Genomic DNA, 15,789 nt, shown 5'->3' on the forward strand with positions numbered 1-15,789 from the left:
GGCTTTGTGCCTGGTCTTATTTCTTTTTCTTGAACAGGTTGAGTGCCTTGTCGATGACCGATTCTTTTTCTTTTGTTTCTTCACCGTTTTCGTCATTTCCTTTTACCAGTCCTTTTAAGGCTTGTTCTGCAGCGTTTTTGGCAAGGCTCGCCATGTCGATGCCTACTTTGGGCGAGGTAAAGGTTCCGCCGATGGTCATGTCTACGGTTCCCAGTTTCGAGCCGATACCTCCTGAAGGCAAGGTTATCTTGCCGGTGTAGTCGATGGTCTGGTCCAGTCCGGTAGAGCCGGAAAGGTTCATGGTATAATCACCCAGTTTTAAATCGAATGGCTGGGTGGTGACTCTTCCGTCGGCTATCTCGAAATCGAGGTTCAGGTCTTTCACTTGAATATCTTTCATCGAGGGTTTCTTTACGATGTCGGCTACCTGGTTGATAAATTTCACATCGCTCAGGCTCAGGTCTTTGGTCGACAGGCTTCCGCTGCCTTGTACTTGTTGCATGACCGGACTCATTTTCTCATCAAGTGGCGTGTTTATTTTCAAGTTGCCCGAGAAGTTGCCTTTCAGTCCGGAAAAGATAGGTGCCAGTTGTTGTACCAGTCCCAGTTCTTCGTATGCTTGGGCGAATCCGATGCCTTTCATGTCGAATCCGGCGTTCAGGTGCGGTTGTACTCCTTTGGGGGCTGAGTAGGCACCGTTTGCCGTAATGCTTCCTCCCATGGTGTTGAAAGAAAGGTTACGCATGTCAACGGTACCGTTTTTTACGGTCAGTACACCGTTTACCGTTTCCAGTTTCATCTTGTCGAACAAAACTTCTTTCAGGTTTGCCTGCATGGTGAAGTCGATGTTTTCCGGAATACGGATAACGCCGGCTTCCGAAGAGGAAACGGTTGTGCTATCATGGGTTTCCGGGACCTGTACGGTTGTTGTATCGCTGCTGATGAAGTCGTTTACATGAATGTGGTTGCTGCTGATGTTGAGGTTTCCTTTCAATGTGGAGCCTTTCAATGCATATCCCAGGTAGTTTTCGAAGCGGCTGTCTACGGTCAGGTCGTTCTGTCCGATGTTGATGGTTGTTTCGCTCAGTTGCAGGTAGCGGGGCGAGAAGCTGAAGGTAGAACGTTGGATGTCAATGGCCGGCATATCCTGTAGGTTCAGCTTCATGTTGTTCAGCCGGATGCTGCCTGCCGCTTTCATCTGGTCGTATTGTTCTTTTTCGATGTACGAAAGTTTTCCGGCAAGGTTCATGTCGGCTTGAATGGTGCCGTTCAGGGTCATATCTTCCAGTGGATAGACTTCCTTTATCTTGCCCAGGTCGAGTGTCCCTTGGGCTGAGGCTTGCAGGTCTGGGTCGCTCATCGGTGTTTTTACCGAGGCTTTCAGGCTGAACGGATTACCAGCCAATACGAAATCGAAGGGGCTGACTGTTATTTCCGTTGCATCGATGTTTCCCCCTGCATTCTTCACATTGGCGGCGATGTTTATGTTTTCCACACCGGCAGGCAGGGAAGGATAGCGGAACATTCCGTCTTTTACGTCCAGCGCGACTTCAAACTGCGGTACTTGGTCTTGTCCCAGGATACCTTTGGCAAATGCCGTAAGACTTGCTTTGCCGTCCGTTTTCAGGTCTTGGAAGTCTTTGGCATAGATGGCAGGGATAAGCGAAAGCAGTTCCTTGAATCCCACTTCGTTTGTATTCAGTTTCATGTCCATGCCGATACCGTTCTTTTGCATGGCTGCCCATCCGTCAATGTTTACTTGAATGGCGTTCAGGCTGATGGTATTGTCTTTCAGCGTATACTTGTTGTTGGCAAAATCGGCATCTACATTCATATCGGCTTCCAGCCGTGCTTTGTTCAGGAAGGGGATGCCTCCGGTGCGGTAGGTGAGCGAAGGAGTTTCCATACTCAGGTCTACCGTGGTACGTTCGCTACCGAAATCGCCCGAACATGTGGCATTCAGGTGGTTGATGGCTGCATACATGCCTCCCTGCCGGTCATCGTAGCTTACGGAAAGGTCTTTTATCGAAAGTTTTTGCAGCTTGATGCGTATCGGTGCGCTTTCGGTTGGGGTTTCTTCCGTATCGGTTGTGTCGGCAGAAGGCTTCATTACGTCCCAGTTGGGGTGTCCGTTCTCCAGGACGATGGCTTTCACTTTGGTATCTTCGATGATGATTTTGGATATATCGTATCCGCTGTTTCCGAAGAGTGAAAACAGGTTGACGGCTGCGGTCAGCTCGCCCGCCTGAATCAGCGTATCGTTTTGAAATTCGCCCGCTCCTTTCAGCCAGAAGTCTTCCAGGGTGATTGAAGCCGACGGGAAATTGCGTATCAGACTGATGTCCAATGCACTGAAGTCGAATTGTGCATTCAGCATTTTGTTGCCTTCTTGCTTGACAAGTTTTTCTATTTTTCCTTGAAAAGCAAATGGAAGAACCAAAATCAGAATCAGGAGCACGCCTAGTGTGATGCCTGCGATTTTCAATACTTTTTTCATAATTGCCTCCTTATTGATTATATATTAGCATAAAGTTTGGGTTGAAAAATCAAAGGCAAGTTATCAAGAAAAAATCGAATTTGCAAGTAAAGAAAACGTAAAAATAGGGGCAAAAGTATGTGAATTGTTAATCGAATGAATAATTTTTCTACCTTTGTGTGACAATTCATAAAAAAAGACAAGCGATATGAAAATAGGAGATAAAGTACGTTTCCTGAGCGAAGTAGGAGGCGGAATCGTGAAAGGTTTTCAAGGTAAAGACATAGCCTTGGTAGAGGATGAAGACGGATTCGAGATACCGATGCTGGTAAAAGAATGCGTGGTGATACAGACTGATGATTATAATATCCCGTTGAAGACCGGTAAGAAGCAGGGAGCTCCGGAGGTGGAAGAGGAGCCTGAAGAAGAGGAAAAACCCATTACTTACCGGGCACCTGAAATAAAAGGGAATGATGTGCTGAATGTATATCTGGCATACGTGCCACAGGATGTAAAGGCAATCTCGGCAACGGCCTTTGATGCCTATCTGGTAAACGACAGCAATTATTTCATCGATTACCTGTATCTGTCCGCCGAAGGCAAGAGCTGGACGTTACGAAGCCGGGGTACGGTGGCTCCCAATATGAAACAGCATCTGGAAGAATTTGATAAGTCTGCACTGAACGGCATGGAACATGTGGCTGTACAGTTGTTGGCATATAAAGACGACCGTACTTTCCTGCTGAAAAATGCCGTATCGATGGAGTTGCGTGTCGATACCGTGAAATTCTACAAGCTTCATACATTCCAGCAGACCGATTTCTTTGCCGAACCGGCCTTGATGTATGATGTCGTGCGTGATGATGAATCCGTAAAGCAGGTCTTTGTTTCGGCCGATGACATCCGGGAAGCTTTGTTGCAGAAAACCGTGCCCGACCAGCCAAAGGTACCGAAAATGCACCAGCCCAAGGTGAAGAACGACATTGTGGAAGTTGACTTGCATATCCATGAGTTGCTGGATGATACGAACGGAATGAGCAATAGCGAGATGCTGAACTACCAGTTGGATGTGTTTCACAAGACACTGAACGAATACAAGAACAAGAAAGGGCAGCGCATCGTCTTTATCCACGGTAAAGGAGATGGCGTGTTGCGCCGTGCCATCTTGGATGAGTTGAAGCGCAAATATAAGAACTACTCCAGCCAGGACGCTTCGTTCCGCGAATACGGATTCGGGGCAACGATGGTGACCATTCATTAACAAGTAATATAAAAGCTAGCATGAGAAACAACATTTTTCGACAAGCTTTCTTTGCCTGCTGCCTGTGTGGCGGCATGGCATTGCAGGCTCAGGCTCCTCATCCCGAACGCATTTACCTGTCGGGGACAGGAGTTGATGATACCCGTACGTGGGAATTCTTTTGTTCAGAAGGACAGAATTCAGGGAAATGGAAATCGATTGAAGTGCCTTCGTGTTGGGAATTACAGGGTTTTGGCAACTATACTTACGGACGTTTTTATACCATCAAGGGTGCTAAGCCTAGTGAGGAGACCGGTACTTACCGTTATCAGTTCAAGGCGCCGAAGTGGAAAGAAGGCGAACGGGTCAAACTGTTTTTTGATGGGGTGATGACCGATGCCGAGGTGAAAATCAACGGTCAGTCTGCCGGGGACATCCACCAAGGAGCTTTCTATCGGTTCAGCTATGATATAACCGGACTTCTGAAACCGGGCAAAAAGAATACCCTGGAAGTCAAGGTGGCGAAAGAATCGGCGGACAAGTCGGTCAATGCAGCCGAACGCCGTGCCGACTGGTGGCTGTACGGAGGCATTTACCGTCCGGTATGGCTGGAAGTTCTGCCTGCCGTGTCGGTCGACCATTATGTCTTGGATGCACAGGCCGACGGAACTTTCCGGGCTTCGTTGCGGATGAGTGCTGATGCTTCAGGTTACGAATGGACCGTTTCTATGCGGGGATTGAAAGATGGGAAGCCCTTGTTGACGGCCGATGGAAAAGAACAGCTTACGTTCCGCATTTCCGGTGCAGGCACCGAGCAGCAGGTGGAAGGTGCGTGGGCAAATGTTAAGACGTGGTCTACCGAGGCACCTAATCTTTACGTGGCACACATGGAACTGAAAGACCCTGCCGGCAAAGTGGTGCAGACACGCGAGGAGCGTGTAGGTTTCCGTACCGTAGAGTTTTTTCCACAAGACGGGCTTTACCTGAACGGTACGCGGCTGGTAGTGAAAGGTGTCAACCGTCATTCGTTTTCGGTAGACGGCGGACGTACCACCAGTGCCGATATGAGCCGTCAGGATGCTTTGTTGATTAAGGAGATGAACATGAATGCCGTGCGTTCGCACTATCCGCCCGATGAACACTTCCTGGATATGTGTGATTCGCTTGGATTGGTCTACATTGACGAGCTTTCCGGCTGGCACGGGCATTATGATACGAAAATCGGTGCCAAACTGATAAAGGAAATGGTAGAGCGCGATGTGAATCATCCTTCCATCGTTATATGGAGCAACGGTAATGAGGGCGGATGGAACGTGAACAATGATGGTGAGTTTGCCAAGCACGACCCCTTCCAGAAGCGTCACGTCATTCATCCGTGGGCAGACTTCAACGATTTGGATACGCACCATTATCCGGCTTACCTGACCGGAGTAGGACGCTTTACCAACGGTTATAAAGTGTTTATGCCCACCGAGTTCATGCATGCCATGTACGACCAGGGAGGTGGGGCTGGCTTGCGTGACTTTTGGGACCGCTGGTGCACCAATCCGTTGTTTGCCGGAGGTTTTATCTGGGTGTTCAGTGATGAGGCTCCCAAGCGTACCGATAAGGGTGGCATTCTGGATTCGGATGGCTCCAATGCGCCGGATGGTATTGTGGGACCGCGCCGTGAGAAAGAAGGAAGCTTTTATGCCATCCGGGCACAATGGTCTCCCATTCAGTTGAAACCGCTGATGATTACGCCGCATTTCGACGGGTCGTTTTTCCTGACCAACGAATACACCTATACCAATCTGAAGGAATGCCGGATGACATACAGTGTGCTGGCTTGTCCTACTCCTTTGCAGGGAGGTGGGGCTTCCGTTGTGCTGGCAAGTGGTGATGTACAGCTTCCTTCACTCAATCCCGGCGAAACAGGTAAGGCACGCTTTGCGCTTCCCGATGCTTTTCGTGAAGGAGATGTCCTGAAGCTGGAGGCTTTTGATAAGGATGGACATAGCATGTGTACCTGGACTTATCCCATTCATTTTGCAAAACCCTATTTCGAGCGTCACCTTGCTTCTACACCGATGACCTTGCAAGCCGTTCGCCCTGCCGAGGCGGTGAAAGAAGATAATGCGTTTACTTTGCGGAGCGAGCAGGTAAGCGTCACCTTCGATGCTGCGACGGGTATGATTACCCGTGTGCTTTCGGGCGATAAGGAGATACCTTTCAAAGACGGTCCGGTAGCAGTGGGTATGAAGATGCGTTTCGAGGCGGCGGAGAGCTATGTGCGTCGTGCCGCCGATGGTGCCGTGTTCTGTGCCAAGTATAAAGGTGGTGTAGATTCTATCGTATGGCGCCTCACCGATCAGGGCTTGCTTTATATGGATGCTATCCTGCTGAACCGTGCTTCGGGAGGAGGTGGTTTCGATGATGCCTTTATGGATACCAAAGTGTACAACCTGGGCTTGACCTTCTCTTACCCTGAGACGCAATGCACAGGCATGAAATGGATGGGACGTGGCCCGTACCGCGTATGGAAGAACCGCATACCGGGCACCAATTACGACATCTGGCACAAGGATTACAACAATACCGTGACCGGCGAGAGTTATGAAAACCTGGTTTATCCGGAGTTTAAGGGATTCCATGCCAATATGTATTGGGCAACGCTGGAGAGCGATACGACACCGTTTACGGTCTATTCGCGTAACGATGGTATTTTCTACCGCATCTTTACGCCGGCAGAAGCAGGCAGGAAAAAGAAGATTATGCCTGCTTTCCCTGAAGGTGACATTTCGTTCTTGCTGGATATTCCGGCAATATGGTCGTTCAAGCCTATCGAACAGCAGGGACCGAACAGCCAGCCGGGCAATATCCGCATCAAGAGTGGAGACGAAGGCTTGCACTTGAACCTGATGTTCGATTTCAGAAAATAAAACGCTTTTGCCAAGAACTGCTGCCGGATAAATCAGCATGGCACGCAGGTTAATACACGGATGACACGGCATTTGCCTGTGTCATCCGTGTGCTGTAATCGGCTCCCTTCAGAGGGGTGGTTTGTTCCGTTGCGCAACACATGCCCTTTCATCGCTGGTTTCAGTGCACTGAAACTTTTGTTTCATTGCAATAAAACTAGCTGAGATAATGTTTGCGTGTCCGGACGCATATAGTTGGTTGGATTTTTGCAGACGATATTCCTTACGCAAGCAGACGGGAGAAGGGTGCCTATGGGCTTTTTCTTCCGTTTTTTGTTTATTTTAATGGATACTGATGCAGGAGTTTGGGGAATATTTCGTTACTTTAGAAAAACCAAACGAAAACCATATGGAGACGAACAGACTATTGCAGGTGCTGATGGTGATATTCATCGGCATGCTGCCCTTTCCGGTGCTGGCACAGAGCTACGACCAGCTATGGAAAGAAGTGGAAATGTATCAGAAGAAAGACCTGCCTAAGTCGGTCATCGCTACGGCAGGGAAGATTTATGCAAAAGCGAAGGAAGAACGCAACCTGCCTCAGCTGATGAAGGCGCACTTGGTGCGGGCTTCCCAGCAGGTTTCGCTTACGCCCGATAGCGCCGAAGTGGAATATGCGGCGTTGAGGCAATGGGCGGAGGAGGAAAAAGATACCGTAGGGCGTGCCGTGTTGCATAGCATTGTGGGCTCTTGGATGATGGCAAACGAACCGGACAGCATGGAGGCGGCTATCGCTTATTTCCGTGCTTCGGTGGCTCCCAAGGAGGTGCTGGGACGCACTTCAGCCAAAGAGTTCCGCCCGATGACCGAATCGGGCAAGCAAAGCGAACGGTATTTCGGCGACAATATGCTGGACTTGCTCACCCGTACGGCTATCCAGCAGATGTCCACCCTGTATAGTCCGGCGCACCTGCCCAAGGCGAAAGCTTGCATGGAACTGTATGACGGGCTGATAGATTATTATAAGCAAGCACAGAACCGGGAGGCAGCCCTGTTCACCGAAGTGGCGAAACTCTGGTTCCAGAAACGGAGGATGGACAATTTTAAACCGTACCGCCTCACGGATGATGAGCTTATTGCCAGCCTGCACGGGTTGATTGACACGTATGCCGGCCAGCCTGCATGTGCGGATGCATACGTGAAGCTGGTGGTGGCTTACCGCGATGCCAACCGCTTGAAAGAAGCCGTGGAGACGGCTCGCGAAGGGCTGGCGAAGTACTCCAAGGGCGAATGGGCAAAGGACTTGCAGGGGCAGATAGACTACATCACCCGTCCGATGCTGAACGTGGATATCCCTTTCCTTTATCCGAACTACGAAACCGATGCGAACGTGACGTATGCCAATATCGAAGGCGTTACGCTCGAACTCTATCGCCTGAACCTTGCACCCACGGCGGCACAGCTCCAGTTCCGCGAAGAGACCGACCGCGATGCCTTGCTCAAGCAATACGGTACGAAGGTTTCCACCCGCTTCTATGCCCTCCGCGCCACGGAGGATTACCAGCGGCGCGATACCGTGTTGCGCTATACATTGCCCGGCGAGGGCATCTATATGCTGAAGCAAATCCCGAAAGGAGTGGAAAAAGGCATCGCTTCGGCGGTGATGTTTGTCTCGCCCTACCAAGCCATCGAGCTTCCGGTACAGGGCAGGCAACGTGAGTTTATTGCCGTCGACCGCCTGACAGGACGTCCTGTTCCGGGTGCGGAGATAGTGACCTACCAGCTGAATATCTACGATGCGAAGGCAGACTATGCCTTGTGGAACGTGCACCGGACGGATGCGCAGGGGCGGACGGCGTTTGAAGTGCCGAAACGGACCAGTGCTTATTACAATGTGCGTACGCCCGGGCACGACTTTATGGCTATCACCCGGTTGAGTGCAATCGATAGTGTGGTGGGAGCGGCTTCGGTTGGTTGGAAGAAACAAGCCGACCTGTTTACCGACCGCTCTTTGTACCGTCCCGGACAGACGGTGCATGTATCGGGTGTGGTGTACGAGCAGGATGGCGACTCCATCCGTGCGGCTTCGTATGCCAAGGATAAGCTGAGGCTCTATCGGGGGTCTCAAAATGTGGGCGAAGCCGATGTGTGGACCGATGAGTTCGGGGTCTTCTCGCACGAGTTTGCTTTGCCCGATAATTTGCTTCCGGGGCAGTATTACCTGTCAGGTTATGACCGGTCGGTGGTGATTCAGGTAGACGAGTACAAACGGCCTACTTTCGAGGTACGGTTCGACCCTTATAAGGAAGCCTATACGATGGGCGATTCGGTGCGGGTATCGGCTGAGGCAAAGACGTATGCCGGTGCTCCGGTGCGCAATGCCCGGGTGAAATATCGTGTTGTCCGTACCGAAATGTCGTGGTTCCGCTGGCAAGGAGCAACGGAAGAATTGCTTTCGGGCGAAACGCAGACCGATGCCGATGGCAAGTTTTATATCTGTGCCAGGCTGACAGAACCCGATTACGAGGCGGAGCATACCTATTATATCTATAAGGTATCGGCGGATGTGACCGACGGTGCCGGAGAGACCCGTCAGGGCGAACTGGCTTTGCCTGCCGGCGAGCAGACCCTCGGCTTGCAACTGAAGGGATTGAACGCAAATGTGATGCGCGAAAAGCAGGAACGCATCCAGGTGCAGGCGATGAACCTGAACGGACAGTCCGTGCAGGTGGAAGTGGCATACAAGGTATATGCCTTGGACAAGGAGGGCAAGAAAGGTGCTTTGCGCTACGAAGGCAAGGCAGAGTCGATGCAATCGTTTGTGCCTTCGGGCGTGTGGGCATTGCCTTCGGGCAGGTACCGCATGGAAGTCTCGGCACAAGATGAAAAGGGCCGTCCTTGTACGGCAGAGCAGGATTTCGTGCTCTTCTCTAAGACAGACCGCACCTCGCCGGTAGAAGAAACCGCCTGGTTTTATCAAGACGGCGATAGCTTCGGAAGCCAGGAGCCGCCCACGTTCTATATCGGAACGAACGAGGAAGGGGTATGCCTTTTCATTGATGTATACGATGGACAACGGCGTATCGAATCCCGGCAAGTGACGCTGGATAAGGAACTCAAGGCGTTCGGCTTCCCTTATCGTGAGGCGTATGGCGATGCGGTGACCGTAGCATTCACCTTTATGCGCAAAGGAAACCTGTATACCAACCAGTCGCTCCTGACTCGTCCCGTGCCCGATAAGCGGTTGATGATGAAATGGGAAACATTCCGCGACCGCCTGCAACCGGGCGGACAAGAGACTTGGACGCTGCACATCGTCCGTCCTTCGGGGATGCCGGCGGAAGCCAACCTGATGGCTACGCTTTACGATGCTTCTTTGGACGTGTTACGTAAGCACGACTGGCGTTTCGGGCTTTCGTTCCCACGCCGGGCGATGTACGTGCGTGCCGATTTCGCTTCGGCATTCCAGCGGCTACGGATGTACGGTGATTTCCCGATAACCTATCCCGGCGAGGGCTTCGACTTGCTTTATGGAGACTATAGCAGGCTATATACTACGTGGTTGGGAGGTTTCCGGAGAGGATTTACATTCTTGAGTCGTGCCAATGCGGTTCAGGAAGAAATGATGGAAGTAATGCCATTGAGTGCATTGGAAGGAGCGGATATAGCTGATTTGCGTGAAGTAAGATATGATGCTACGGCTGCACCGGCTCCCGCTTTCCAAATGAAGAAAGGGGATGTAGGTGGAGGTGAAATACAAATCAGCATCGCCGATGTGAAGAGTGGAAGCAGTGCGGGCGCGGAACAAGTGCCGATGCCTGCCTTGCGCGAGAATTTTGCCGAGACGGCTTTCTTCTATCCCAACTTGCGCACCGATTCGTTGGGCAATGTGAGCGTCTCCTTTACCGTGCCCGATGCCCTGACCCAATGGCGTTTCTTGGGCTTTGCCCATACGCGGGCTATGGATTATGGTTTGTTGGTTGATACGGTCCAGACCTCGAAACCCTTTATGGTGCAGCCCAACTTGCCGCGCTTTATCCGGAGGGGAGACCGTGCGGTGATAGCGGCTTCGCTAGTCAACTTATCAATGGAAACCGTATCCGGAATCGCCCGCATTGAATGGTCGGATCCGGTTACAGGAAAGGTCGTGGCACACGATAAGCAATCGTTCTCGGTAAGTGAAGGCGAGACGGGAACGGTGCATTTCACTTTCGAAGTGCCCGAAACCTATGATGTGCTGGTCTGCAAAATCGTAGCGGAAGCCGGTGAATATAGCGACGGGGAACAACATTACGTACCGGTGCTGACTGATAAGCAATGGATGACCGAGACCGTACCTGTACAACTGGACGGAACCGAAACAAAATCGGTAGCTGCCGAGGAATTGTTCAACAAGCAGAGCAAGACCGCTACAGAGAAACGCCTGACGGTAGAGATGACCGCCAATCCGGACTGGTATGCCGTACAGGCACTTCCGGTGATGGGAAATCCTTCGGAAGAAGACGCCTTGTCGTGGGCTTCGGCATATTATGCCAATGCATTGGCTGCGCACATCGTCCGTTCGAATCCGCGCATCGAAGAAGTGTTCCGTACGTGGAAAGCTGAAGGAGCAGGGAAGGAAACCTTGCTCAGCAACCTGGAACGCAACCAGGACCTGAAGAACCTTTTGCTTGCCGAGACACCGTGGGTTGCCGAGGCGACCGATGAAGCGGAACAGAAACGCCGTATTGCCTTGCTTTTCGACCTGAATACGATGTCGAACCGCCAGCAGACAGCTATCGGTAAACTGGAAGCCTTGCAACTGCCTGACGGTTCGTGGAGCTGGTACAAGGGAATGACAGGAAGCCGTTATATTACCACCCAAATCGTCGAGATGCTGGCACGCCTGCAAGCCATGCAGATGAAGCTGGACCAAGGCGTGGGCAACATGTATGTGCGTGCTGTCGACTACTTGAAAAAAGAAGCGCAACAGGAATACGAACAGATGAAACGCCGGGAAGCGGAGAATGAGCTGACCGTATGGCCTGACGGGCAGATTGTACATTATCTGTATATATGTGCTATTGACAAGCTGGCGGCAAATCATGCCGACGGACAGGTGAATGATTATTTCATTGCGAAACTGGAAAACCGTTCGGCAGACTATTCCATCTGTGAGAAAGCAATGATTGCCCTGGTGATGCAGGGGGCAGGCAAGTCTGGTCAGGCATCCGAATTGGTACAGTCCATAAAGGAATATCTGGTAGGCACCGAAGAAATGGGCCTGTATTTCGATACGCCGAAAGCTGCCTATTCGTGGCGAAGCTATAAGATTCCGGCTCAGGTGGCGGCTATGGAAGCCATCTACCGCATTGCGCCGGACACCAGTATGCTGAACGGCATGAAGCAATGGCTCTTGAAGCAGAAGCAGGTGCAGGTGTGGGAAAGCTCCGTATCGACCGCCGATGCCGTATATGCTTTCTTGTGTATGGGAAGCGATACGCTGGGCGAAGGCGGAAGCATGGAAGCTACGGTAGGCAAGACTACCTGGCAGACTCCGCAGGATGCCTTGGGCTATGCCCGGAAGACCTTTACCGGAACCGATGCCGAGGCAGATGACATCCGTATCAGCCGTACCGGTGAAGGACTGGGATGGGGAGCCGTTTACGCCCAATACCTGGAGGATATGGACAAGGTATTGCCTTCGAAAGGAACCGGTCTGCAAATCGAGCGTACGTTCTATCGGGACGGAAAAGCCCTTTCACGCAATGCCGAGCTGCACGTAGGCGATAAGGTGACGGTGCGTCTGACTGTTTCGGCAGACCGCGATATGGACTTCGTACAGGTGAAAGACGAACGTGCCGCCTGTATGGAGCCCGAGCAGCAGCTTTCCGGATATAGCTGGAGCGGAGGTATCGGTTATTACCGGGTAAGTCGCGATGCTTCTACTTCGTTCTTTATCGACCGGATGCAGAAGGGAACCTACCAGTTGGAATATACCGTCTATATCGACCGTGCCGGAACGTATCAGGCAGGAAGTGCTACGGTGCAGTCGGCATACGCTCCCGAGTATAGCGGCTATACCGCAGGCGAGACCTTGACGGTGAAGTAAAAGGATGAGATAAAGGAAACGCAGAACAACGCGGATTTTCGCAGATTGATAAATTCAGAAGCTGTTTTGAATTTATCGTGCGATGATTTGGGATGAGTTTTTGAGGCATTTCCGCTTCTGTGATGAGGAAGATAGCGGGCTATCTGACGAAGAACAGGAGCGGAAAGGACCAAAAAATCGCCCAAAGCACACACGAAAACGAATACATCAAGCCAAGAAAAACTTTATGGAGAAATTCAAAACAGCTTCTCAAAACAGTTTCTATAATTTGCGTGAATCCGCGTTAATCTGCGTTTCAAATTTATTTCGATGCTTGGTTTTTTGTCTGTCTTTGATTTTCTCTTTATCTTTGTTCTCTCGAAATTAGTACATGCAAAAGATGAAGAAACGGATTCTATTTTTATTCAGCATAATGCTTGGTGTGGCGCTTACGGCATACGCCCAGCCGAAAATTACATTCGACCGCGAGAAGCAAGACTTGGGGTACATCCTTTGGCGCAATCCCACTACAGTTACTTACCAGTTTACCAATACCGGTGACAAACCGTTGGTCATTTCGAATGTAACCGCTTCGTGCGGATGTGTTGAGGTGGATTGGACCAAACATCCCATACCTGCAGGCGGTAAGGGAACCGTTAGCGCAGTGTTCGATGCCGAAGCCATCGGACATTTCTATAAGGAAGTAGGCGTATATTGCAATGCCAGTGCTGTTCCCGTTTATTTGGAGTTCAACGGAGAGGTGACAGCCGATGCCAAGAACTATTCGTTTACGCATCCTTACGGATTCGGTTCGGTGCACCTGAATCAAGAAGAAATCGAGTTTGAGAATGTCAATAAGGGAGAACGTCCGGAGTTTACGATTCTGGTGGCGAATACATCCAGTAAGACCTATACGCCGGTATTGATGCACTTGCCTCCTTATCTGTCGGCAAAAGCGACACCGGAAGTATTGGGACGTGGCAAGAACGGAAAGATTGTGGTGACGCTGGACACCGATAAATTGCCGAAATTGGGCATTACACGCACTTCGGTCTATTTGTCGCGTTTCCCCGGTGACAAGGTTGGTTCAGATAATGAGATACCTGTATCAATCGCTTTGCTTCCCGATTTTTCCAAGATGACCGCACAGCAGAAGAACAACCCTCCGCAACTTTCGCTTTCGGCTACTCAATTGGAGTTTGCGGGCTTGAAGCCTACGCAAAAGAAATCGCAGCACATTGTCATTACCAATACCGGTAAATCGAATCTGGAGATTCAGGATATGCAGGTAAACAGCATTGCTCTTGCCGTAAGTCTGAAAAAAACGATCTTGATGCCTGGCGAATCAACAAAGTTGAAGATTACGGTATTGGCGGAGAACTTGTCGCGGGTAAAAGGTACACCGCGTGTATTGATGATAACGAACGACCCGGCAAAGCCTTCGGTCACTATCCGGGTGAAGGCGAAATTGCTATGATATAATCAGGAGTTAAGGAGTTAGAGAAGTTAAGGAGTTAAGCCGATACTTTTGCTGACATTTACGACTCTATTGGCTTAACTCCTTTAACTTCTTAACTCCTTTAACTTCTTAACTCCTTTAACTTCTTAACTTCTTAAATAAAAAAACTATGGAACACCCCGAAAACAATGAAGCATACAAAGGGTTGACGGTAAACAAGGGCATTGACCAGCCTGCTACGATAAACCCGTATCTGAAAGCAAGAAAACGTCCGAAACGCCGCCAGTTTACGGCAGGCGAGTATGTAGAAGGTATTCTCAAGGGAGACATTACGGTATTGAGCCAGGCGGTTACCCTGATAGAGAGTGTCAAGCACGAGCATCAGGCATTGGCGCAGGAAGTGGTAGAGAAATGCCTGCCATTTTCGGGCAACTCCGTACGGATAGGTATCAGTGGTGTGCCCGGTGCTGGCAAGAGTACTTCGATAGATGTTTTCGGGTTGCATGTCCTGGAGAAAGGAGGCAAGCTTGCGGTGCTTGCCATCGACCCCAGCAGCGAGCGTTCGAAAGGAAGTATCTTGGGAGACAAGACCCGTATGGAGAAACTTTCGGTGCATCCCGATTCGTTTATCCGTCCCAGTCCTACGGCAGGTTCGTTGGGGGGGGTGGCACGCAAGACGCGCGAGACCATTATCCTTTGCGAAGCCGCAGGCTTCGATAAAATCTTTGTAGAAACTGTCGGAGTAGGGCAGAGCGAGACAGCAGTGCATTCGATGGTGGATTTCTTCTTGCTTATCCAGCTTGCCGGAACGGGAGATGAACTGCAGGGCATTAAGCGTGGAATCATGGAGATGGCAGATGCGATTGTCATCAATAAGGCAGACGGAAACAACATTGAAAAGGCGAAGTTGGCTGCAGCCCATTTCCGCAATGCCTTGCATCTGTTTCCGGCTCCCGAATCCGGCTGGATACCCAAAGTGCTGACTTATTCCGGTTTCTATGGCATTGGCATCAAGGAAATCTGGGACATGATATACGAATACTTTGCATTTGTGAAGGCGAACGGATATTTCGAACACCGTCGTAACGAGCAGGCAAAATACTGGATGTACGAATCCATTAACGAGCAGCTGCGCGATAGCTTCTACAATAATCCCGCCGTATCTTCGCTTTTGGCATACGAAGAAGAGCAGGTGCTTTCGGGCAAGACCTCCTCGTTTTCGGCTGCACGGCGTTTGCTGGATACTTATTTTGGGAAGTAAGTGTGATATTATCAGAAACACAGATTTTCGCAGATTAGCGCAGATTCTTTTGATTTACTATTTTTCGATTTACGAAGTACGATTTAATGCTCAAATAGCAGACAGTAAATTGTCAAATCGTAAATTAAAATAATCCGCGTTTCTGAACTGACACATTATATATACCATGCACGGTATGAATTTGTGCATTTCCTTGAACATTTCGCACCGTTTCTGTAGAGACGATGTGCACATCGTCTCTACTACATGGCATATACAGAATGCACAAATTAATGTTGCGAGAAGTATAAACTAATTCTCAACATCTACTAAGAAGCTGTTTTGAATTTCTCCAAAAAGTTTTTCTTGGCTTGATGTATCCGTTTTCGTGTGTGCTTTGGGCG

Annotated in this window: 7 protein-coding genes; 6 read left to right on the forward strand and 1 reads right to left on the reverse strand. The window is 50.3% G+C overall.

Features of this window, described 5'->3' with window-relative positions:
- Positions 1–16 precede the first annotated feature (16 nt).
- The gene (locus H9625_RS04090) at positions 17–2,497 is read right to left on the reverse strand and encodes an AsmA-like C-terminal region-containing protein (protein ID WP_191763093.1); all 2,481 of its coding nucleotides are present in this window, start codon (positions 2,495–2,497) and stop codon (positions 17–19) included.
- 187 nt (positions 2,498–2,684) lie between these two features.
- On the opposite strand from H9625_RS04090, the gene H9625_RS04095 reads away from it, so the two are divergent.
- The 6 genes from H9625_RS04095 (at position 2,685) to meaB (ending at position 15,406) form a co-directional block, all read left to right on the forward strand.
- Positions 2,685–3,737 (forward strand): DUF2027 domain-containing protein, encoded by a 1,053-nt coding sequence (locus H9625_RS04095; protein WP_191763095.1) that lies wholly within the window; start codon positions 2,685–2,687, stop codon positions 3,735–3,737.
- A gap of 20 nt (positions 3,738–3,757) precedes the next feature.
- A complete protein-coding gene (locus H9625_RS04100) occupies positions 3,758–6,637 on the forward strand; it encodes an exo-beta-1,4-galactosidase (RefSeq protein ID WP_191763097.1) in 2,880 nt (959 codons plus the stop codon).
- A 388-nt stretch (positions 6,638–7,025) separates the two neighbouring features.
- Entirely contained in the window at positions 7,026–12,707 is a 5,682-nt protein-coding gene (locus H9625_RS04105) for an alpha-2-macroglobulin family protein (protein WP_191763099.1), read from the forward strand.
- Positions 12,708–12,789: 82 nt separating this feature from the next.
- Positions 12,790–13,074: a hypothetical protein gene (locus H9625_RS04110; RefSeq protein ID WP_191763101.1), complete on the forward strand. Its 285-nt coding sequence runs from the start codon at positions 12,790–12,792 to the stop codon at positions 13,072–13,074.
- A 12-nt stretch (positions 13,075–13,086) separates the two neighbouring features.
- The gene (locus H9625_RS04115) at positions 13,087–14,163 is read left to right on the forward strand and encodes a DUF1573 domain-containing protein (RefSeq protein WP_191763103.1); all 1,077 of its coding nucleotides are present in this window, start codon (positions 13,087–13,089) and stop codon (positions 14,161–14,163) included.
- Positions 14,164–14,314: 151 nt separating this feature from the next.
- Positions 14,315–15,406 (forward strand): methylmalonyl Co-A mutase-associated GTPase MeaB, encoded by a 1,092-nt coding sequence (meaB, locus tag H9625_RS04120; RefSeq protein ID WP_013619156.1) that lies wholly within the window; start codon positions 14,315–14,317, stop codon positions 15,404–15,406.
- Positions 15,407–15,789: the final 383 nt, after the last annotated feature.

It is taken from the genome of Phocaeicola intestinalis (assembly GCF_014837065.1).
Lineage (GTDB): Bacteria > Bacteroidota > Bacteroidia > Bacteroidales > Bacteroidaceae > Phocaeicola > Phocaeicola intestinalis.